This window comes from Pustulibacterium marinum (genome assembly GCF_900116665.1).
Classification (GTDB): domain Bacteria; phylum Bacteroidota; class Bacteroidia; order Flavobacteriales; family Flavobacteriaceae; genus Pustulibacterium; species Pustulibacterium marinum.
On sequence record NZ_FPBK01000003.1, the window covers coordinates 149,630 to 172,800 of the forward strand.

Genomic DNA, 23,171 nt, shown 5'->3' on the forward strand with positions numbered 1-23,171 from the left:
CTTTAATTAGACAAAATGAAACCCAAACACCTTTTCCTATATCTTTTAGGTATTGCACTATTGCTTTTTGGCAACCGTGATCTGTGGGATGAACTGCAAGAATCATGGGAAAAAGAAAAAAAGCAAAAAGCACTAGCTGAAGCAAATAAAGATGTAGAGAAGCGATTTGAAACCCAGCGTTTGCAATACGATTCTATTTCCAAAACATGGAAAAATCCAACCTATTATTTTCAAATAGTGAATTTGGGCAACCTGAACTTCAAAGCACTTAAAAAGAAAGGGCATACTACTGTTGAAATTGATGATGACGAAAATGCCTCAGACAGCTTATAAACACTACATAGCACAAACTCGATTTTTATTTCACTGCCACATCAAAGTGAAAATACCGGCTACCTATCCGGAAGCTTTGTTAAACGATTGTTTTGCCATGCTAGAAGCTATCGATCTTCAGTACAATTCGTATCAAGAAGATTCACTTTTTCATCAAATTAATACCAACGCAGGTCAATGGGTTTCCGTAGATGAAGTGACTATTTCATTACTGAAACAAACTATAAAAATTTCAGAATTAACGCATGGTAGTTACGATATTACTGCCATGCCGTTGATTCGTTTGTGGGGATTTTATAAAGAAAATATAGCTCAAATACCAACTAAAGAAGCGATACAAAATTGCTTAACTCAGGTAGATTTCTCTAAGATTCAAATTGACGGAAATCGAGTTAAGATTGAAGAACATCAGGAATTGATTACAGGTTCTTTTATCAAAGCTTATGCAGTTGATCAGGTGATTGCAATGCTAAAAGCACAAGGAGTTACCGATGCTATCATCAACGCTGGTGGAAGTACTATTTATGCATTAACGGATGCTTTTCATGAAAAATGGAACATACATATTCCACATCCTAAAAAGGAAACGAATTTGGCTAAGATTCCACTTTCTAACCGTTGCTTTTCACTTTCGGCCTGTAAACATCAGTTTATAGCAATTGAAGGCAAAAAATACAGTCATATTCTTAATACGAATACAGGTTATCCTGCTGCCAATTTACAAGTGGGATTGTTATCGGATTCGGCCTGTTTGGGCGATATGTTGTCCACTGCCCTATTCGGAATTGAAGCTAAAAACTTTCAGGAAACCATCCAACGATTACAAAAAGTATTCAATTTTGAAGCGTATTTGATAGATGAAAATCAACATCTACATCAGCATAATTTTAAAAGCTTGTTGCCATGTTAATGCATATTCCGTCTTTAAAATCAAAAACTAAGAAAACTTCCATTACTACGTTGGAAGCTTCTCCGTTTTTGTATATGCCATTACAAGCTTATAAAACCCCTCTAAAACCACTAGTAAATGTGGGCGATTTGGTGTTGAAAAACGAAAAAATAGCCAAAAGTAACGGAGTGTTTGCTGGGAGTTTACACAGTCCGGTTTCTGGAAAAATTATAGCTATTGAAACCGAAAGTGAGTTTCCGCACATCAAAATTGAAAATGATTTTTTGGATACTTGTATTGAAATAAATTCAACTTCTGTTGAACATTTAACTGAAGAAGAAATCCTTGAAACCATCAAAAATTTCGGAATTGAAGGTAGTGGCGGCGCAAAATTCCCAACGCATACCAAATACAATACACAACAAAAAAACATATCACACTTCATAATCAACGGTGCTGAATGCGAACCTTATTTAAGCGCTGATTATGCTGTAATGCAACAAGAAACCGAAGCGCTTTTAAAAGCAATTCAGTTAGTTCAAAAAGTGATCAAAGCAGAAAAAATTACTTTTGGAATTGAAAAGCAACATAAAGAATTACAATCACATTTGTTGAAAAATGCGAAAAAGCTCAACATTTCAATTCAAATCAAACTTTTACCAAATACGTATCCACAAGGAGGCGAATTACAACTGATAAAAGCGGTAACTGGAAAAGAACTTCCCAAAGGAAGTATTCCGGCGGAACATGGAATTACAGTGAGCAACGTAGGGACACTTTGGGCTATTTATGAAGCTTTTTACAATGAGCAACCCTACATTGAGCGTATCATTACTATTTCTGGAGAAAAAGCTATCAATAGAGGAAATTTTAAAGTGGCAATTGGTACTCCAGTTTCTCATATTTTAGAAGAAATTGGTCTGCCATGGAATACTGAAAACCAAACTGTGATACTTGGTGGGCCTATGATGGGAAAAGCCATTTATCAACCTGAAACACCTATCAACAAAGGAAGCGGAGGTGTTTTAATACTTCCCAACCCAACAAACAAACGCTATAATTGTATTCAATGTGGGTATTGTACCGATGTTTGTCCCCAACATTTAATGCCCATGGAATTTGCGCGTTACAACACTGAAAAGAACATTCAAAAACTATACGAATTCAACCTCAACGATTGCATAGAATGTGGAGCTTGTGCATACATTTGCCCAAGTGATGTGCCACTCATGAAAAGTATTGTAGAAGGTAAAAATCTGTTACACAACGCATGAGTTTGAATCCATACATAAAACCAAAATTTGAAACCACAACTACCGTTATGGTAGATGTAATCATTGCATTGCTCCCGCTCAGCATACTTTCCTATATCGCATATGGAATGCAAGCCATACAATTACAGCTTTTAGCTATTGGAGTTGCTTTGGTCACAGAGTTAATTTCGGCTGTATTAGTTACCAAAAATTATCGAAGCATTTTGGATGGATCGGCAGTAGTTACTGCATTGCTAATGTGCTTTACGATTTCTCCAATTACGCCATGGTATATTGTGGCATTTGGAGCAGCTTCGGCAATTCTATTCGGAAAAATTGTCTGGGGAGGTTTGGGTAAAAACCGATTTAATCCTGCTTTGGTGGGACGTGAATTTATGGCTACTTTTTTTCCTGTAATTATGACTTCTGCAGGAATTTGGGCTACTACATCGTATATTCAAACTCCGGCAACCCATCTTTTTCCGGGTTTGACTAGTGACTATTTGAATAGTTACTTGAGTGGTTTGGTGTATAAAACCAGCGGTGCTATGGGCGAATATTCTATCGTTGCTATTGCTATTGGCGGATTGTATTTATTGATACGAAATAGAATTTCATGGCATATTCCGTTTGCATTGCTCGCTGTGTTTTTTGCCTGTTTTTGGTTTGTTCCAGATGGAGATGATCTTAAATTTTCTTTAGCTGGCGTACTTTTAGGTACTATTTTTATGGCTACAGATATGCCATCGAGCCCTACAAATACCAATGGTAAACTCTATTATGGTGGCATGATTGGTTTAGTCACTTTTCTGTTGCTTTTGGGAAAAGTGAGTTATGAATATATGTCCTTTTCAATTTTAATATTGAACGGATTCAGTAGATTTATATCACTAGTTTTCAAACCAAAAGTTTGGGGACAACCTCTAGATTGGCAATCACGTATAGAACAAATTTTTCTATTAACATTAGCCATCCTAGGTGTAACGTTGGCCGTTATTTCACTCGATTATTACCATATGATTCCGTACTTGGTGTACGTGTACATTGTTTACATCATATTCAAATTTAATTTTTCATTTTTAAAAAATATATCCAATCCTATATAATAGCAAATCCATGAAAAAAATATTCCTACTCATTACCACTGTTTTTATTTTTTCCTGTGAAGAAAAACCGGCAGAAAAGATAACCTATTCTGGAAATCACCGAGAAGCCATTATCAACAACATTCTTACACGAAGATCTATCCGAAAATATACAGACCAACAAGTGAGTAAATCACAATTAGATATTGTGATGAAAAGTGCTTTATTTGCGCCTAGCGCGTTGAACAAACAACCGTGGGAAGTACGCGTGATTCAGAATCAAGAATTGTTAACCGAAATCAACAATCGCTTTTTGAATTATGCAGAAGGAAAAGAATTTCAAGGAAGTGCAGCCCATTACCGCGAACCCGGATTTAGCATTTTTCACGGTGCGCCAACCCTTATTGTTATTGCCAGAGACAAAAGCAGTAACATTAGTTATTTAGATTGTGGTATCATTCTTCAGAATATTCTATTAAGTGCTCATGCGATTGATTTAGGAACTTGTCCGTTAGGAACTTTAGTACCTATTTTAAATCTGGAAGAAAACAAAGATATTATAGAACTGTTGAACATCCCGGAAGGATATGAAGTAGCTATTAATGTTGCCTTAGGTTACCCAGATGAACAACCTGTAGCGCCAAAACGCTATGCCGAAAAGATTAAAATTATAGAATAATTTACGGCATATAAAAACCCAATACTTCGAAATACATCGAACGTATTGGGTCGGCTTAAAACTTGATTGAAGTTATTTTACAAAGCTTCGAATAGCAGTTGTAAATCAGTCGTTATAACAATTTCTACATCTTCCACTGGAGCTTCTAATACTTTAAAATCTTTCTTTTTTAGTTTCGCTTTTTCACCATTCATTTTTGCCAACAAAGGTTTACAAACATTTTGTACACGCTCAGCAATAGGCATTATTTTCTGTAATGTTGGATTGGGTTGTAATGTTTTTAAATCATCATAAAGTGTTGCCCATTTTTGCAAATAGATTTTTACCGCTTTTCTATTTTCTTCATTATGTTTTTGGATAAAAGCAGCTACTGCATGCTTAAAGGCTACGGCATCACTCGCATCAACAACACAAGCATCTGCAAATAACGTATAGGGATTGTAGGTTTTATATTCTGTACCACCCATGTTACGTGTATAACCTTTCAAAGGTTCGCAAATGGCAGTCATATTTTGTAATGGCATTATATTTCTACCGTTAGCCATGTTACGTAAAATAACATCTCTATAGCTTAAATGTGTAATACCTAATAGTTCTAAATCTAGATTGAACTGAACCAATCTTTTTCTTAGATTATCATAATCGTTCACATCCTGTGAAGACCATAAACGCTCTGCAATGGCTGCTGTTCTTGGCCAAATTCTAGAATCTACTGTCAAAGGAGTAGCCAACTCTGCCCACATGGTAGCTTCGCCTCCTAAAATATTTTTAGCTTGCTGCGGTGTTAAAGGGTTGTCTTTTTCTAAAGGATCATTCAAATAATGTCCTTTCATCGAGTTGTTCAAATCGATATAGTAACCATTAGACAAAATAGTTTGTGAACCTTGTTGTGCCGATTGAATCATGGCTTCTTTTCCTCTCCAGGATTGGATTACTACATCTTTTGGTAATTCCGGTTGAAAAATCTCATCCCACCCCATCATGATCTTTCCGTATTTTTTGAGGATTTTTTGAAGTTTGATATTGAAATAACTTTGCAATTGATGCTTGTCTTTCAAATCATGTTCCTTCATGAATTTCTGGATATCTTCATTGGCAGCCCATTGTTTTCCTTCGTTTTCATCTCCCCCAATGTGGAAATAAGGATCTGGGAATAAAGGAGCCATTTCAGCTATTACTTTTTCTAAAACCTCGTATGTTTCATCAATGGTAGGATCTAAAGTAGGATCAAAAACACCAGCATAGCGTTCTATAGTGTAAACCGTATCCTTTTTACTAGAAATTTGAGGATACGCTACAGACATAGCCGTTGCGTGCCCTGGAACATCAATTTCTGGAATTACTCTAATTCCGCGTTCTACAGCATAAGCAACTACATCTTTTATTTGTTCTTGTGTAAACCAAAAACCATCGCTTCCTTTTTCCGTCAATTCCGGTAATGATTTTATTTCAACTCTCCATCCTTGGTCATCTGCTAAATGCCAATGAAATACGTTCATTTTAGCGGCAGCCAAAGCATCTATATTTCGTTTTACTACGTCAACAGGCATGAAATGGCGCGAAACGTCCATCATCAAACCTCTCCATGGAAAACGCGGTTCATCTTCAATTTTCACGGTTTGGAAAAAATATTCAGTCTCTGAAAAAGAAACCAGTTGTAATAAGGTTTCCAAACCTCTTAGCGCTCCAATATCCGTAGTACTTTTGAGTATGATTTTTCCTTCTGAAACATCTAAAGAATAAGACTCGTCTTCTCCCAATTTTACAACTCCCGGACGTTCTATGGAAATTTGCAAAATTGCATTTGGATACTCGTTCTTCTTTGTTGCAAAGCCCTGATCTATAAAAACTCCAGTTTTATCTGCCAATCTTCTTAAAAACCTAGATGCTCCACCATAAATTCTACTATGATAATCACCTTGAATATTTACTTTGAAATCTTCGTTCAAAATACAGGAACCCGTAACAGTTTTTACTTTTGCCGGCCACGGAATGATGTTGTAAACTTCATTTGCTTCTTGCGCATTTCCTATAAAAATTGCTGTTGTCACAAAAACTAAGGTGAGTATTTTTTTTAGCATCTTTTGGATAGTTTGAAAAAAAGTTAGTTTAAAATTAACTGGCTATGAACCATTTACTCAAAGAATATTGATGATTTCGTCATATTAATTTTGAACTAATATAACTACAGAATTTTTTTTTCTACTAAATTTTATCTGAATAACAACATTTTTCACATCAGTAACATCTACTACCCGACAAATGAAAAAACAGGATTTTTACTCAAAATTTTTTGTTGTTTTTTTAATAATTCCTCCTTAACATTGCTATGAAATCAACCTAGAAATTTTAATTCTCCGCGTCTGTTTTTCGGAATTTCTATCGAATTAAAATTTTATTTTTCAACCAAATAACTCTTAAAATACCATTATGAACCTCTCAACCTTAGACTACATTGTAATTTTTTCCTTTTTTGCATTAACACTGCTTGTAGGGTTTGCCGTTTCAAAACAATCCGGTAAAAATTCTTCGGAATATTTCCTATCTGGCCGAAGTATGCCATGGTGGCTTTTAGGTATTTCTATGGTAGCAACCACTTTTGCGGTAGACACTCCGTTACTAGTAACCGACTTTGTTAGAAACGTTGGAGTTTCCGGAAACTGGGGTTGGTGGGTTTTTCTTTTAACAGGAATGCTCACGGTGTTTGTTTATGCAAAATTATGGAGAAGATCTGATGTAGCTACTGATATTGAGTTTTATGAATTACGCTACTCCGGAAAAGCAGCTAAGTTCTTAAGAGCTTTTAGAGCGCTTTATTTAGGATTGATCTTTAACATTCTTGTGATGTCTGTTGTAACCTTGGCAGCCATCAAAATTGGAGAAGTAATGCTGGGCGTTCCAAAGTATGTAACCGTAGGTGTTGCTGGTTTGGTTACCTTGGTTTTTAGTTCTGTAGGAGGTTTTAAAGGGGTAATTTACACTGATTTTATTCTGTTTGTAATTTCCATGATTGGCGCAGTTTGGGCTGCCGTTTATATCGTAAATCTGGATCAAGTTGGTGGATTAACAGAATTGGTGACCAATCCGGCTGTTATAGAGAAGATGAGTATTTTACCAGATTTCAGCAATACGGAATTAATGATGACATTACTTGTAATTCCGCTGGCTGTTCAATGGTGGAGTGCTTGGTATCCTGGAGCAGAACCTGGTGGTGGAGGTTACGTAGCACAACGTATGTTGGCTGCTAAAAACGAAAGTCACGCAATTGGTGCTACTTTCCTTTTCAATATTTTACACTACGCTATGCGTCCTTGGCCATGGATTTTGGTTGCCTTGGCGTCTATTGTAGTTTTTCCAGACTTGCAAAGTTTACACACAGCTTTCCCCGCTATTTCACAAGATAAATTAGCACATGATTTAGCTTATCCTGCAATGTTAACATTTTTACCTTCCGGATTATTAGGCTTGGTTATGGCTTCTATGATTGCAGCCTATATGTCAACGGTTTCTACTCACTTAAACTGGGGATCATCGTACATCGTAAATGATTTCTATATTCAACATATCAATAAAGATGCAACGGAAAAAGAAAAAGTAAATGTAGGTAGATTAAGTGCCGTTGTTATGATGGTTTTTAGTTCCATCCTAGCTTTCTTTTTTACCAATGCTCAACAAGTTTTTAATGTGATAATCATGTTTGGTGCAGGAACCGGACTTATATTCATATTACGTTGGTTCTGGTGGAGAATTAATGCATGGAGTGAAATTGCTGCTATGTTTGTTTCTGGCTTTGTTTCTATCTTTTTCACCTTTGTTTACTTTCCGGATAGTATTCCTAGTTATTGGCAATTTCCTATTGTTGTTGCCATTACAACTTTAACTTGGATTGCCGTAACATTTTTAACGAAACCAGAAAAGAAAGAAACTTTATATAGCTTTTACAACCAAGTACAACCTGGTGGAAGTGGTTGGAAAAAAGTATTGGAAGATGCGGATAAAGATGGTGTTGAAATTGTTGGACGAAATAAAAAATCTAGTATTCCAAACGGAATATTAGCCATGATATTAGGCTGTTTATTGATTTACAGCTTGTTATTTAGTGTAGGAAATCTGGTGTATATGAATTTCACCACCGGACTTATCCTCCTAGGAGCATCAATAATCTTTGCGGTATTATTGATTCAGTTATGGAAACGAATTAAGAACGACGTTCTTTAATTCAGGTTTACTGTTATATGTTTGTTTTTTTATGAAGATTAGTTGAATTTCAACTAATCTTCATTGTTTTCAGAGGTTTCGTTTAATATTTTACTCTTCACATCGTTGATGTAACTTCTTCCTATGGTATAGCGAATTCCGGAAATCTCTACACTATTTCCTTCCACCGTTTCTACCTTATCCATATTTATGGTATAGGATCTGTGAATTCTTATGAATTTTTCAGAAGGTAATTCATCTGTAAAACTTCCTAGGGTTTGGTGTACTATATATTTATTGGCAGATGTAATGATTTTGATGTAATCTTTCAAGCTTTCAACTACCAAAATGTCATCTAAATATACTTTTACCATTTTCTTCTTATCTATCTTCACGAATAGAAATGGATTTTCGGAAGACGATGTGTTTCCACTTGAGACTGATGACGATACCGAACGTAAAGCTTTATTTACCGTCATTACAAACCTGTTAAACGGAACAGGTTTTACCAGATAATCTAGTACTTCAAGTTCATAACTTTCTACTGCATATTCTTCATGAGCCGTGGTTATGGCTACCATTGGCGGCTTGTCTAAGCTACGTAGAAAACTCAATCCGTCTAGTAAAGGCATATTTATATCTAGGAAAATAAGATCAACCTCATTACCTCTTAAAAAATTTAATGCTTCAATGGCATTATGAAATACCTGAACCAACTCTATACTATTTAGCTGCTCTATGTAACTTTTTAAAATATTGGCAGCGAGGGGTTCGTCGTCAATAATAATACTTTTTAGTGTACTCATGATACTTTTATTTTTAACTCTACAACATAGAGGTCGTTCTTTTTATAAATTTTTAAATCGTAATGCTGTTTTTCATATCCTAGTGCCAAACGTTTCTTTACATTTCGGATACCTATTCCCCCTTTATGCTTTACGATATGTGTATTTATAGGTTCTTTTGGTAATGTGTTGGTCACTTTAAAATAGAGAAAGTCATCAACCACGTTAAAGTCGATATTTATTTGAACATTTCCAACATTTTTATTAGCTCCATGCTTAAAACAATTTTCAATAAACGTTAAAAGCAGCATGGGCGAAATTTCTTTGTCTTGAATATCTCCTGAGATATTCATGTTAATATCCAAAGAATCTCCATATCGAATTCGTTCCAAATCTAAATAATTCTGAAGCGCCATGATTTCGTTGGTAAGTGTTTGTTTTGGTTGCTTTGTTTCGTACAACATATAGCGCATCAATTCAGATAATTTTAAAATAATCTGTGGAGCTTTGTCTGATTTTTCAATGGATAACGAATAGATATTATTCAATGTATTGAAGAAAAAATGCGGGGAAATTTGCGTTCGTAAAAAGCGAAGTTCCGTTTCCAATTGAGTCTGCTCCAAATTAGTCAATCGCTTACGCTCTCTTAACCAGTCAATTGTAATTTTTATAGAAGTCACAAAAGAAATCACATACACTTCTCCCAGCATGGTAGTCATAGCGTAGTTAAAAGTAAGAATAGTGGTTCCAGGACCTTCAGGCCAAACATTATGACTCACAAAAAAGTAGGTCATATAATATTTTGCGACCACTACAAAAAGTAAGGCTATCAAAACCCCGAAACAAAAAAGAAATATCTTTCTGGTATAAATAAATTTCGGAATCAAATAATAGATAATGAAATAACAAACTACAATGTGTAGTGGAAATTCAACAAAATTTCCCTTTAATGAAAATACTAAATCATTATAGTAACTTGCCCAACGTAATGTATTGAACATAAAATAACACAACCAAAACAGTACATGGTGTTTTACAGTGATTTGATAGGTTGGCTTTTCGTTTGTTTGAAATAATTCACGGATTCTTTTAGACTTTTCTTCAGGCATGTTTGGGGATAGTTGGGTTGTTGTTGTTTAGCTGTTCAGTAACGTTATTGGTCTAATATTGTTTTGATGATTCTCAAATTTATAAATATTTATAACATCACTATAACTTTAATTTAAGTTAATATTTGATTAATATGTAAATGATATGAAAAAAATATTCCTAACCACTACCCTTGCAGCCATTGCTAGCTTACAATCTTGTAAACACGAAACTCCTGAAACAAAAGATACTACTCCCGTTGCAGATGTAACAACATTTGTAGATCCACTAATTGGAACCGGCGGTCACGGACACACTTACCCTGGTGCAACTGTTCCTTTTGGAATGATTCAACTAAGTCCTGATAATGGTACTAACGGCTGGGATTGGTGTTCCGGTTACAATGTACACGATTCTATTGTGGTTGGTTTTAGTCATTTACACTTAAGTGGAACCGGCATTGGCGATTTGGCAGACATCCTTTTCATGCCTACCAATAAGAAAGTAGATCTTACTACAAAAATAAAAACAAGGGACGACTATCCATACAAGTCAAAATATACCCACGCTGAAGAAACTGCTACTCCGGGTTTTTACAGTTTGTATTTAGAAGATCCAAAGATCGAAGTAAAGCTTACCACATCCGATCGTGTGGGTTATCATCAATATACTTTTGCAGAAGGTAGCGAACAAAATGTAGTGGTAGATCTTGGTTTTGCTATCAACTGGGATGCTCCAGTTTCTACTAAAATTCAGATGGAAGATGCACACACCATTTCAGGATATCGTTTCTCAAAAGGTTGGGCTCCAAATCAAAAAGTATTTTTTGTAGCCAAGTTTTCAAAACCTATTACTTCTTATGATCTGTATAGCAATTTTGAACTCTTAAATGACACAAAAAGTACCGAGGGAGAAAAAACCTCAGCTGAGTTCTTTTTTGATGCACAAGATTCTCAAACATTAGAAGTCAAAGTAGCTGTTTCTTCAGTAAGTATAGAAAACGCTAAGAAAAATCTAGCTTCAGATGCAGATGGATTTAATTTTGATACGGTAAAAGATACGGCTCAAAAAACGTGGCAGGAAGCACTTTCAAGCATTCAAGTAGAAACTCCGGTAGATTCATTGAAAACTATTTTCTATACAGCTTTGTATCACACACAAGAAGCTCCCGTTACTTTTAGTGATGTCAATGGAGAATTTCGTTTGCAAAATGATAGCATTGCCAAAGGAGATTACACAGCTTATTCTTCTCTATCTCTTTGGGATACGTTCCGTGCGGAGAACCCACTTCTAACTATTTTAGAGCCGGAAAAAGTTTCGGACATTATCAATTCTTTACTAGCCTATTATGACGAAAATGGCACCTTACCTGTTTGGACGCTATACGGAAATGAAACGTATACCATGACAGGAAATCATGCTATTCCAGTAATTGCCGATGCTTTACTAAAAGGAATTGAAGGGTTTGATAAAGAACGTGCGTATGAAGCTATGACAACAACCATGAACTTAAATGAAACGAGTAGAGGTGTCAAATATTTCAACGAATATGGATATGTTCCTTACGATCTTTTAGATGAAAACGTAACCATTACCCTAGAGTTTTCATATGACGAATGGTGTATTGCTCAAGTAGCTAAAGCTCTAGGGAAAGATGCGGATTATAAAAAGTATTCTGAACTTTCTAAAGGATACGCTAAGATTTTTGATAAAGAAACCGGATTTATGAGAGGACTTTCCAAAGACGGAAAAACATTTCATGCTCCATTCGACCCAAAATTATCCATCCACAGAAAAGGAACTGATTATACCGAAGGAAATGCTTGGCAACATAGTTGGTTTGTACCTCATGACGTAGAAGGTCTTATTGCACTTCATGGTGGAAATGATGCTTTCAACACAAAATTAGAAGCTCTTTTTAATGAATCTTCAGAAATTAATGGAGAACATTCTTCGCCAGATATTTCAGGTTTAATTGGCCAATATGCTCATGGTAACGAACCTAGCCACCACATTGCATATATGTTTAACAAATCTGGTGAACCATGGAGAACACAATATTACGTACACAGAATTCTTTCTGAGCAATACGATACAACGTCGGCTGGTTTAAGTGGTAATGAAGACTGCGGACAAATGTCGGCATGGTATGTATTAAGCTCTATTGGTATTTACCCAATGAATCCTGCTTCTGGCGAGTATGAAATTGGAAGTCCGGTTTTTGAAAAATCAACCATTAATTTACCGAATGGAAAAGAATTTACTATTGAAGCCAAAAATGTTTCAAGTGATAATTTCTACATCCAATCGGCTACCTTGAACGGAAAGCCGTTAAATAAAACATCAATTTCTCATAAAACACTTACCGCTGGTGGTACTCTTGTATTAGAAATGGGTAACCAACCAAATAAAGAATGGGCTACGGCTAAATAAAAAATAAAGATAATCACCTAAGCAACCTAACTAATTCATGACCTTAGCCACTATAGACATTGCCATTATCATAGGTTACATCCTAGTCATTGTGCTTTTGGGATATCTTGTTTCAACCCGTAAAAATAAGGATATGGATTCTTATTTTCTTGGCGGAAAAACAATCCCTTGGTATATTCTTGGTGTTTCTAATGCCTCTGGAATGTTTGATATTACGGGTACCATGTGGATGGTTGCCATTGGTTTTATCTACGGATTAAAAAGTGTATGGATACCTTGGCTTTGGCCGGTATGGAATCAGATATTTTTAATGATCTTCTTAGCTGTCTGGCTAAGAAGATCTAATGTACTCACCGGTGCAGAATGGCTTAAAACACGATTTGGCGAAGGAAAAGGAGCCATTTTATCTCATTTAGTTGTGGTTATTTTTGCTATTGTAAGTGTGATTGGTTTCATCGCTTATGGCTTTGTAGGGATTGGCAAATTTGCAACTTCTTTCTTCCCCTGGGATCTTTCTTTTGCTATCGGATCTTCTGTAATTCCCTCTACGCACACGTATGCGATGGTAATTATGATACTTACTGCCATCTATGTTGTAAAAGGTGGAATGTATAGTGTGGTCATGACCGAAGTAATTCAGTTTATTGTAATGACCATTGCTTGTATTTTGGTAGGTTTTGTAGCATTGAACGCAGTAACTCCAGAACAAATAAGCCAATTTACACCCAGTGGTTGGGACGAATTATTTTTCGGTTGGAAGTTGGATTTAGACTGGAGTAATTACATTGTTGCAGTAAATGATAAAATATCAGCAGACGGTTACGAATACATGTCCATATTAATGATGCTAATGCTTTTCAAAGGAGTTCTAGTAAGTATTGCAGGCCCGCTGCCGAGTTATGACATGCAACGTATTTTGGCGGCAAAAACTCCGAAAGAAGCTGCTAAAATGAGTGGAATTGTTTCGTTGGTTTTATTCATTCCGCGCTATTTTATGATTTTCGGATTGGTCGTTTTGTCATTAGTCTATCTTTCAGATGATCTTAATAATACCAACGGGACCATCGATTTTGAAATGATCTTACCTTACACCGTCAATAATTTCATCCCGATTGGTTTAAAAGGTTTATTATTAGCAGGACTAATTTCAGCATTCATGTCTACATATGCTGCGAATGTAAATGCAGGCCCCGCATACATTGTAAATGATATTTATAAAAGATTCATTAATAAAAATGCTTCTCAGAAAAAATTAATGACTATGAGTTACCTTTCATCACTTTTTGTAGTGATTTTGGGTATCACTTTAGGCTTGTTTATTGGTTCTATAGATACCATTTTAAAGTGGATTACCGCCGCACTTTTTGGTGGTTATACCGCTGCGAATCTCCTTAAATGGATTTGGTGGCGTTTTAATGGTTATGGTTATTTCTACGGAATGATTACCGGTTTGGTAGTTTCTATGGGAATTCCGGTTTTCTTTCCAAATGCTTCGGCTATCAATACATTCCCAATTCTTTTTGTGCTTTCATTAGCAGCATCTGTCATTGCAAGTTTGGTGACTCCTGCTTGTAAAAAAGAAGTACTTATGGACTTCTATGAAAAAGTTCGTCCTTGGGGATTTTGGAAACCTGTTTATCAATGGCACAAAGAAATAAATCCAGATTTTAAATCAAATACTGACTTTTTAAGAGATATGTTGAACTGCGGCGTGGGTGCTATTTGGCAACTTTCGTTCATTCTCATTCCTATTTATTTGCTTATTGGTCAATACACTAATCTTGCTATTAGTATTATTGTCATGGTAGCAACCTCAGCAATTCTTAAATTTAACTGGCTAGACAAATTAAAAAATGAACCACAATAATATGCAACCCATTCCTTGGCAAGATAAACCGCAAAACTGTAACGACGTTATGTGGAGAAATGCTGCAAATCCAATTATAGACCGTTACGCAATTCCAACTTCCAACAGTATTTTCAATAGTGCTGTAGTTCCTTTTGAAGATGGTTTTGCAGGTGTTTTTAGGTGTGATAACAAAGCTGTGCAAATGAACATTTTTGCAGGGTTTAGTAAAGATGGCGTTCATTGGGATATTAACCATGAACCTATTTCATTTCTTGCCGGAAATACAGAAATGATAGATTCTGATTACAAATATGATCCGCGAGTAACTTTTATTGAAGACAGGTATTGGATTACTTGGTGTAACGGTTACCACGGACCAACTATTGGAATTGGATATACGTTTGATTTTAAAGAGTTTTTTCAGTGTGAAAATGCATTTCTTCCGTTTAACCGAAACGGGGTTTTATTCCCGGAAAAAATCAACGGAAAATATGCCATGTTAAGTCGTCCAAGCGATAATGGCCACACTCCTTTTGGAGACATTTATATTAGCTACAGTCCAGATATGAAATACTGGGGCGAACACAGATGTGTTATGAAAGTTGCTCCGTTTACCGATAGTGCTTGGCAATGTACCAAAATTGGTGCAGGCCCAATACCTATTGCTATTGACGAAGGTTGGCTGATGTTTTATCATGGCGTTATCAATACTTGTAATGGTTTTAGATATGCTATGGGAGCTGCCATTTTAGATAAAGAAAATCCAGATAAAGTTTTGTACCGTTCCCAACCTTATCTTTTGGGTCCGGCTGCGCCATATGAATTGGCTGGTGATGTTCCCAATGTAGTTTTCCCTTGTGCGGCGCTTCATGATGCCAAAGAAGATAAAGTTACCGTATATTATGGTGCGGCAGATACCGTGGTGGCCATGGCTCACGGAAAGCTAAGCGAAGTGATTGATTTTATAAAAACGAACAGCCTGTAATTCATGATATTTTCATTCAAAAATCTATTCAAAATTTCCATTCTATTCTGTGCTTCAATAGTTGCTGCACAAATTACGCCTGCACCAAAAAGCTACGTAGCGTACAAAACTTCTGCACCTATTTCCATTGATGGAAAAGCAAATGAGACAGATTGGAAAAATGCTTCTTTCACAGCTAATTTTACAGATATTGAAGGCGATAAAACTCCTAAATATCAAACCAACGTAAAAATATTATGGGATGATGAAAACCTGTATTTCTATGCTGAATTGAAAGAACCTCATGTTTGGGGAACCTTAAAACAACGAGATACGGTTATATTCCACAACAATGATTTTGAGATTTTCATAGATCCTGATGGTGATTCTCATAATTACATGGAGTTTGAAATAAACGCTTTAAACACTATTTGGGATTTGTTTTTGGTTAAACCCTACCGTGATGCTGCACCCGTTTTAGATGGTTGGGATATTCACGGAATTAAAACTGAGGTTTCCATTAACGGGACACTAAATAACCCAAAAGATACGGACGAAGGTTGGAGTGTAGAAATTGCAATGCCTTGGAAATCTATCTACGAAGCGGGAAATAAAAAAGTACCAGCAAACGATTTTTGGCGCATCAATTTTTCTCGTGTAAACTGGGATCATGTAATTATAAACGGAAAATACCAACGTAAAAAAGACAAAAACGGAAAACGCCTTCCAGAGTATAACTGGGTTTGGTCTCCGCAATATGTAATTGCTATGCACGAACCAGAAAAATGGGGTTATGTGTATTTTTCAGATCATAAAACTTCTGAACCTTTTCAGTTTGAAATTCCAAAAGATGAACAACTAAAATGGTTATTATTTGATTTGTACCGAGCGCAGAAAAGTTATCAGAATAAGAACAAAAAATGGGCTGCAAACATCTCAGAAATTGGTCAAAAATCGTATCAAATAGATGGAAAAATGGTAACTCCTGTTTTAGAAAATTACAACAGCGGTTGGACAATTTCAGTTAAAAGTCCGTTCACCAATGCAACCTACCAAATTAAAGAAGATAGTAAACTTACTACTATAAAATAAACCAACACCCCATGAAGAAAACCAAATATATTTATCTATTGTTGATTTTAATTCTTGCAAGTTGCCAAACGCAGGAAACAAAAAAAGAAACCTTAGAAGAAGCTCCTCAAAAAGAAAATAATGAGTTCAAATTTTGGGCTTGGACACATGCCAATAATGAACGAACCGACGAATCTTACATAGAAGAATACAAAAAATACAAGGATAATGGTATCGATGCCATTTTCATCAACACCAATGCGGACCCAAAACTCCTTTCTCGCTTGGCTCCTATTGCCAAAAAAGAAGGCCTAGAAGTTCACGCATGGATGTTCACCATGAATCGCCCCGGTGATACGGTTGCGCTTAAACATCCTGATTGGTACATGGTAAGCAGAAGCGGAAAATCTTGTTTTGATGCCAGACCGTATGTAGACTATTATCAGTGGCTTTCTCCTAGCCATCCAGATGCGCGCCAACACATTTGGAGTTTGGTAGAAGGCTTGGCAGAAGTAGAGGATGTTGCAAGTGTACATTTAGATTATATTCGCTATCCTGACGTTTACCTTCCTGTAGCATTGTTACCAAAATATGGCATTACACAAGATGAAGAATTGCCTGATTATGATTTCGATTATTCGGATGCTAGTGTGAATGCTTTCAAAGAAAAATTTGGAAGAGATCCTCGTGAAATGGAAAACCCTGCAATTGATATTGAATGGAAACAATTCCGTTTAAATGAAATACGAAATGTTGTAAATCATGCTTACAAAATTGCACATGAACACGGTAAGATTTTAACAGCAGCAGTGTTCCCTTATCCTGAAATGGCAGATCATATGGTGCGTCAGCGTTGGGACAAATGGAAAATAGATGTTGTAACCCCAATGATTTACAATAGCTTTTATAATGAAGGTGTTGACTGGGTTGGTTTTGCTACTGCCCAAGGCGTATCCGACCTTCAAGGAACTGGAACAGAATTACATACTGGAATTTATGTACCAGAACTTTCTCCTGAAGAATTAGAAAAAGCGATTCAAACCTCCAAAGACAATGGAGCAAAAGGAGTATCGTTCTTTGACGGCAACGCTCTGAACCCTGAAAAATTAACAATAGTTAAAAAAATGAAAGCAGCATTAAATTAATTCAAAATAAAAAAGCTTTCCTTATTTTTAGAACATACAATAAACAAACAAATTACCATGAAACGTAGAGATTTTATAAAGTCGAACTCATTAATGCTAGCAGGTGTTACTGTGGCACCTCATATTCTTAATGCTTCTATTTTAGGAGATAATTTCACTTCAAAAAGGCCACCTTTAAAAGAGCGTAATTTTACAAGTAAAGCAGTAGAAAGAACCATTAAAGAGGTGAAAAAAACGATTAAAAATCCTGAATTATCATGGTTATTCGAAAACTGTTTTCCAAATACATTAGACACTACTGTTGAGTACAAAGAGATCAATGGAAAACCAGATACTTTTGTCATTACAGGAGATATCCACGCCATGTGGTTACGTGACAGTAGTGCACAGGTTTGGCCTTATCTTTCATTGACAGATGAAGATGATGAATTAAAAGATCTTATTGCGGGTGTAATTAACAGACAAACTGAGTGTATTCTTATAGATCCGTATGCCAATGCTTTTAACGACGGCCCAACAGGAAGCGAATGGGAAAGTGACAACACAGACATGAAACCCGAATTGCATGAACGCAAATGGGAAATAGATTCGCTTTGTTACCCAATTCGTTTGGCATATCATTACTGGAAAACAACAGGAGATACATCCGTTTTTGATAGTAAGTGGCAAGAAGCCATGAAACTTGTTGTAAAAACATTTAAAGAGCAACAACGTAAAGAAGATAAAGGTCCGTATTCTTTCATGCGAAAAACAGAACATGATACCGATACTATGCCAGGTAGAGGTTACGGAAACCCAATAAAACCGGTAGGCTTAATTGCTTCTGGGTTTAGACCTTCAGACGATGCTTGTACCTTCTTATTCTTAATTCCATCTAACTTTTTTGCAGTTACATCATTAAACCAATTAGATGAAATTTTTACGGAAGTTGTAAAAGACCACACATTTGCTAAAGCATGTAAAGCATTAGCCGATGAAGTAAATGATGCATTGAAAGAATATGCAATTGTTTCGCATGGTAAATACGGAAATATTTTCCCTTTTGAAACTGATGGTTACGGAAACAATCTATTCATGGATGACGCTAATGTACCAAGTTTACTGGCTTTACCGTATTTGGGTGCTATGCCAGCCGACGATCCTATCTACAAAAACACTAGAGATTTTGTTTGGAGTTTAGATAATCCGTGGTTTTTTAAAGGAACCGCAGCCGAAGGTATTGGTGGTCCGCACAAAGGAGTAGACCTTATTTGGCCAATGAGTATTACCATGAAAGCTTTAACCAGTACGGACGATGCTGAAGTTAAAGATTGTATTGAAACCTTAATCGCTACACATGGCGGAACAGGATTTATGCATGAAGTATTTCATAAAGACGATCCGAAAATTTTTGAAAGACCATGGTTTGCTTGGGCAAATACATTATTCGGAGAATTGATTTTAAAAACGTATCAAGAAAGACCTCACATACTTAAAGAAATATAAATTCCATCTTAGAAACGATATCATGATCAACAGAAGAAAATTTATAGGAAAAGCAGCTTTAGGAACCATTGCCGTTGGAAGCACCTCCCTTCTAGCCTGTGAAACCTCAGCACAACCAACCGAAAAAACAACTAAAAGTACCAATAAAAAAGTAACAAAACCATCCATTATTTCTACTTGGAATCATGGATTAGCAGCCAACGAAGAAGCTTTAAAAATACTTGAAAAAGGTGGATACAGTTTAGACGCTGTGGAACAAGGAGTCCGTATTACAGAAGCAGACCCAAAAGTATCAAGCGTGGGTTACGGTGGCTGGCCAGATAGAGAAGGAAACGTTACCTTGGATGCTTGTATTATGGATCATAACAGCAGAGCTGGTTCGGTAGCATTTCTTCAAAATATTATGCACCCAATTTCTGTGGCACGTAAAGTGATGGAAGAAACACCGCACGTAATGTTGGTAGGTGCTGGAGCAAAACAATTCGCTTTGGAAAAAGGTTTTAAAGAACAAGATCTTCTTACTGACGATGCGAAAAAAGCCTATAAAGAATGGCTTGAAAAATCAGAATACAAACCTGTCATCAACATAGAAAATCACGACACCATAAGCATGATTGCCATGGATGAAGAAGGCCGACTTTCTGCTGCGTGTACCACAAGTGGGGCTGCCTGGAAAATACATGGCCGTGTAGGTGATTCCCCAATTATTGGTAGCGGATTATTTCTGGATAGTGATGTTGGCGCTGCCGCTGCAACGGGATTGGGAGAAGCTATTATTAGAACTTCCGGAAGCGCTATGGTGGTTGAGTTAATGCGTCAAGGAAGATCTCCACAAGAAGCTTGTAAAGAAATTGTAGAACGCATCTACGAAAAACACAGAAACCAACCAGAATTTGATTATTTACAAGTTGGTTTTATTGCCATGAATAAGTATGGTGAAACGGGTGGCTATTGTTTAAGAAAAGGATTTAACTACGCTACTTTTGATAAAGAAAACGGAAATAAACTCACGGATGCTGAATTCAAAATTTAATTTTTCTTCTATTGCTAAAGTTGCTTTAGGAATTACTCTTTTTGGCGCTTTTGCAGCATGTAAACAGGAAGCTCAACTTGATGCGAAACAGCTAACTTTTACGGTTCAGGACATCAATATTGTACCAAAACCTAATGCTGTAAAATTAAATGAAGGTGCTTTTTTGTTTACCGATAAAACACAAGTATACATTGCTGAAAAGGAATGGCTTCCACTTGCTGAAATTTTACAACAACCATTTCATTCCGCAGCTGGAATTACTATAAATACGGCTTCTTCCCTGTCGGAAGAAAACTATATTTCTATTAAAAAAGATACATCTTTGGCTCCAGAACATTACGAGCTTCAGGTAACTTCAAATCATATCAACATCAAAGCTTCCGATTACAATGGTGCTTTGTACGGTTTGGAAAGTATCTTGCAATTGTTACCTCCACAAATTGAAAGTACTTCGGTAGTTTCAAAAGTAACCTGGGCTATTCCAAACGTCCAAATCACAGATGGACCAAGATTTTCTTGGCGCGGTGTGATGTTAGACGTTTCTCGTCATTTCTTCAAAAAAGAATATGTAAAAGAAGTTATAGATGAACTGGCTTTTCATAAAATGAATACACTTCATTTACACTTGGTAGACGATCAAGGTTGGCGAATTGAAATTAAAAAATATCCAAAACTAACAGAAGTTGGTGCCTTTCGAGTAGATCAAGAAGGTGTAAATTGGCGCTCTCGGCGCACTCCAGAATTGGGAGAAAAAGCTACTTATGGTGGTTATTACACTCAAGAAGATCTCAAAGAAATTGTAGCTTACGCTCAGAAAAAAGGAATTGAAGTGATTCCTGAAATAGAAATGCCTGCGCATGTAATGAGTGCCATTGCCGCGTATCCAGAACTTTCTTGTACCGGAGAACCCATTATGGTTCCATCAGGAAGTATTTGGCCTATCACAGATATTTATTGCGCCGGCAAAGACAGTACGTTTGAATTTTTAGAAGATGTACTTGATGAAGTTATGACCATTTTCCCTTCGAAATATATTCATGTTGGTGGTGACGAAGCTACCAAAACCGAATGGAAAAAATGTCCGCATTGTCAAGAACGTATCAAAACTGAAAAACTTTCTGATGTTGACGAACTACAAAGTTATTTTATGAAACGTATTGAAAAATACATTGTTTCAAAAAATAAGCAAATGATTGGTTGGGATGAAATTCTAGAAGGCGGTCTTGCTCCTGAAGCCACAGTGATGAGCTGGCGCGGTTTCAAAGGTGGTTGGGAAGCTAGTGAACAAGGTCACGACGTGATTATGACACCTGTTTCGCACTGCTATTTTGATTACTATCAAGGTCCGCAAGATAGCGAACCAGAGGCTTTCAATGCCTACACTCCTTTGAGTCAAGTATATACTTTTGATCCGGTGGTAGACAGCATGAGCACCGAGCAAGCCAGTCACATTTTGGGCGGACAAGCAAATTTGTGGTCAGAATATATTCCAACAACAACTCATAGTGAATATATGTTGTATCCTAGACTTTCTGCAATGTCAGAAGCTTTATGGAGTGAAAAGGAGCAAAAGAATTGGCCTGATTTTTCCAGAAGAGTTCAGGTTCAAATGCAACGTTATGCTTTTGGAGACATCAATTATGCAAAAAGCGCCTACAGTATTATGGCAAACGACAGCGCTGCTATTGCTCAAAAAGCGATTGTTGTAAAGTTAACTACCGAATTTCCTAATGCAGATATTCGATATACGCTAGACGGAAGTGAAGTAGATAAGGCTGCTAAAAAATATACTGATAGCATTATGATTACCAAAAGTGGTACTCTAAAAGCTGCGGTTTTCAAAGACGGAGAACCCTACGGTGCTGAATTTAAAAAACACTATCAGTTGCACAAAGCTTTAGGAAAAAACATCACTTTTACAAAACAACCTTACCGAGCTTATCGCGGAAGCGGACCTTTTACTTTGGTAAATGGTTTGGGTGGAAGTCTCGATTTTCATGATGGAAAATGGCAAGCTTGGCTAGATAGTGATATGGAGGCCATCATTGATCTTGGCGAACAAACATTAATTCACAATGTACAGGTGAGCGCTTTGGAAAGTCAAGGTTCAGGAATCAATTTTCCGACTGCTGTAACGGTTTGGGTTTCCAAAGATGGTAAACATTTTACGGATGAAACACAGTTGAAACGTCCCTTTACAAAAAATGCAAACAGAAGCAAATATGTTTTTGATCTAGAACTGAAAAAACAAGAAGTTCAATACCTGAAAATTGTAGCCAATAATTATAAAACCGGTTTGGGTGGCGGATCGTTTATCTTCCTAGATGAAATTGTAGTGGAATAATTTAATATGTAAAGATCGTTTGCTATTATAAACAATTAGCAAACGATCTTTTTTATTATTCAACCTGAATGACCTCATAGCTCCATCCATTTTTTAATTTATAGGCCGGAATAATACTGGGACTAAAAGCAGCTGCAACAGTACTCAGAGCTCCGGGAAATAGTAAGGCTAAGTATGAGCTATCTTGCATAAACGCACTAAAAAATAAGCCAGTAAATAAAAAAGCGGCAGCGGAATAGTACAACGTACCGTCAATAATAATACTCAGTAATAAGGGATGCCGTTTAATCTTTTTTATCTTGCTAACAGGAATCACAACACCTTTAATTTTTAAAACATCTGCATCTTGAAAATGTAAACGTCCTGTATATTTATCACCGTCAATAGTTTTAAGTCTAACTCTTCTATTTTCTTTGATAATTTTTTCAGTACCATTTTTTAAATTAACAATCTTCAACGCATATTGTTGCGCGTTTCCAAGAGCTATTCCTCCTAAAAAAAGGAACATACATACCATTAATTTCATGAGTCCGTTTT

18 protein-coding genes are annotated in these 23,171 nt (G+C 36.3%); 14 read left to right on the top strand and 4 right to left on the bottom strand.

Annotated elements, in window-relative coordinates; genetic code table 11:
• Positions 1 to 15: 15 nt before the first annotated feature.
• Genes BM383_RS06740 through BM383_RS06760 form a run of 5 tightly spaced genes read left to right on the top strand, consistent with a single transcriptional unit; the run spans position 16 to position 4,239 of the window.
• Positions 16 to 333, top strand: a complete 318-nt coding sequence (locus BM383_RS06740; protein WP_093024340.1) for a hypothetical protein — start codon at positions 16 to 18, stop codon at positions 331 to 333.
• A complete protein-coding gene (locus BM383_RS06745) occupies positions 314 to 1,243 on the top strand; it encodes an FAD:protein FMN transferase (protein ID WP_177229081.1) in 930 nt (309 codons plus the stop codon). The genes BM383_RS06740 and BM383_RS06745 overlap by 20 nt, the downstream gene beginning before the upstream one ends.
• Positions 1,237 to 2,496 carry an electron transport complex subunit RsxC gene (rsxC, locus tag BM383_RS06750; RefSeq protein ID WP_093024344.1) on the top strand — a complete coding sequence of 420 codons (1,260 nt, stop codon included), beginning with the start codon at positions 1,237 to 1,239 and terminating at the stop codon, positions 2,494 to 2,496. Before BM383_RS06745 ends, rsxC begins: the two co-directional genes overlap by 7 nt.
• The gene (locus BM383_RS06755) at positions 2,493 to 3,581 is read left to right on the top strand and encodes an RnfABCDGE type electron transport complex subunit D (RefSeq protein ID WP_093024346.1); all 1,089 of its coding nucleotides are present in this window, start codon (positions 2,493 to 2,495) and stop codon (positions 3,579 to 3,581) included. Before rsxC ends, BM383_RS06755 begins: the two co-directional genes overlap by 4 nt.
• A gap of 10 nt (positions 3,582 to 3,591) precedes the next feature.
• Positions 3,592 to 4,239 (top strand): nitroreductase family protein, encoded by a 648-nt coding sequence (locus tag BM383_RS06760; RefSeq protein WP_093024348.1) that lies wholly within the window; start codon positions 3,592 to 3,594, stop codon positions 4,237 to 4,239.
• Positions 4,240 to 4,316: 77 nt separating this feature from the next.
• Here BM383_RS06760 and BM383_RS06765 read toward each other — a convergent pair whose 3' ends face one another.
• Positions 4,317 to 6,320: a beta-N-acetylhexosaminidase gene (locus BM383_RS06765; protein ID WP_093024350.1), complete on the bottom strand. Its 2,004-nt coding sequence runs from the start codon at positions 6,318 to 6,320 to the stop codon at positions 4,317 to 4,319.
• Between the two features lie 349 nt (positions 6,321 to 6,669).
• Between BM383_RS06765 and BM383_RS06770 the strand changes: the two genes are divergently transcribed.
• Positions 6,670 to 8,457 carry a sodium:solute symporter family protein gene (locus tag BM383_RS06770; RefSeq protein ID WP_093024352.1) on the top strand — a complete coding sequence of 596 codons (1,788 nt, stop codon included), beginning with the start codon at positions 6,670 to 6,672 and terminating at the stop codon, positions 8,455 to 8,457.
• A gap of 53 nt (positions 8,458 to 8,510) precedes the next feature.
• On the opposite strand, the gene BM383_RS06775 is transcribed toward BM383_RS06770, so the two are convergent.
• Positions 8,511 to 9,242, bottom strand: coding sequence for a LytR/AlgR family response regulator transcription factor (locus BM383_RS06775; RefSeq protein ID WP_093024354.1), 732 nt, complete (start codon positions 9,240 to 9,242; stop codon positions 8,511 to 8,513).
• Positions 9,239 to 10,330, bottom strand: coding sequence for a sensor histidine kinase (locus BM383_RS06780; protein WP_093024356.1), 1,092 nt, complete (start codon positions 10,328 to 10,330; stop codon positions 9,239 to 9,241). The genes BM383_RS06775 and BM383_RS06780 overlap by 4 nt, the downstream gene beginning before the upstream one ends.
• 145 nt (positions 10,331 to 10,475) lie before the next feature.
• Between BM383_RS06780 and BM383_RS06785 the strand changes: the two genes are divergently transcribed.
• Genes BM383_RS06785 through BM383_RS06820 form a run of 8 tightly spaced genes read left to right on the top strand, consistent with a single transcriptional unit; the run spans position 10,476 to position 22,634 of the window.
• Positions 10,476 to 12,743: a GH92 family glycosyl hydrolase gene (locus tag BM383_RS06785; protein ID WP_093024358.1), complete on the top strand. Its 2,268-nt coding sequence runs from the start codon at positions 10,476 to 10,478 to the stop codon at positions 12,741 to 12,743.
• A gap of 37 nt (positions 12,744 to 12,780) precedes the next feature.
• Positions 12,781 to 14,610 carry a sodium:solute symporter family protein gene (locus BM383_RS06790; protein ID WP_093024360.1) on the top strand — a complete coding sequence of 610 codons (1,830 nt, stop codon included), beginning with the start codon at positions 12,781 to 12,783 and terminating at the stop codon, positions 14,608 to 14,610.
• A 1-nt stretch (position 14,611) separates the two neighbouring features.
• Complete coding sequence (locus BM383_RS06795) at positions 14,612 to 15,577, top strand: glycoside hydrolase family 130 protein (RefSeq protein ID WP_093024466.1); 966 nt, start codon at positions 14,612 to 14,614, stop codon at positions 15,575 to 15,577.
• 3 nt (positions 15,578 to 15,580) lie between these two features.
• The gene (locus BM383_RS06800; RefSeq protein WP_093024362.1) at positions 15,581 to 16,648 is read left to right on the top strand and encodes a carbohydrate-binding family 9-like protein; all 1,068 of its coding nucleotides are present in this window, start codon (positions 15,581 to 15,583) and stop codon (positions 16,646 to 16,648) included.
• An 11-nt stretch (positions 16,649 to 16,659) separates the two neighbouring features.
• Complete coding sequence (locus tag BM383_RS06805) at positions 16,660 to 17,772, top strand: family 10 glycosylhydrolase (protein WP_093024364.1); 1,113 nt, start codon at positions 16,660 to 16,662, stop codon at positions 17,770 to 17,772.
• A gap of 57 nt (positions 17,773 to 17,829) precedes the next feature.
• A complete protein-coding gene (locus BM383_RS06810; RefSeq protein ID WP_093024365.1) occupies positions 17,830 to 19,257 on the top strand; it encodes a glycoside hydrolase family 125 protein in 1,428 nt (475 codons plus the stop codon).
• A 22-nt stretch (positions 19,258 to 19,279) separates the two neighbouring features.
• On the top strand, positions 19,280 to 20,290 hold the full coding sequence (locus BM383_RS06815; protein ID WP_093024367.1) for a glycosylasparaginase: 1,011 nt from the start codon (positions 19,280 to 19,282) through the stop codon (positions 20,288 to 20,290).
• A complete protein-coding gene (locus BM383_RS06820; RefSeq protein ID WP_093024368.1) occupies positions 20,271 to 22,634 on the top strand; it encodes a beta-N-acetylhexosaminidase in 2,364 nt (787 codons plus the stop codon). The genes BM383_RS06815 and BM383_RS06820 overlap by 20 nt, the downstream gene beginning before the upstream one ends.
• A 55-nt stretch (positions 22,635 to 22,689) precedes the next feature.
• Here BM383_RS06820 and BM383_RS06825 read toward each other — a convergent pair whose 3' ends face one another.
• Positions 22,690 to 23,160: a hypothetical protein gene (locus BM383_RS06825; RefSeq protein WP_093024370.1), complete on the bottom strand. Its 471-nt coding sequence runs from the start codon at positions 23,158 to 23,160 to the stop codon at positions 22,690 to 22,692.
• Positions 23,161 to 23,171: the final 11 nt, after the last annotated feature.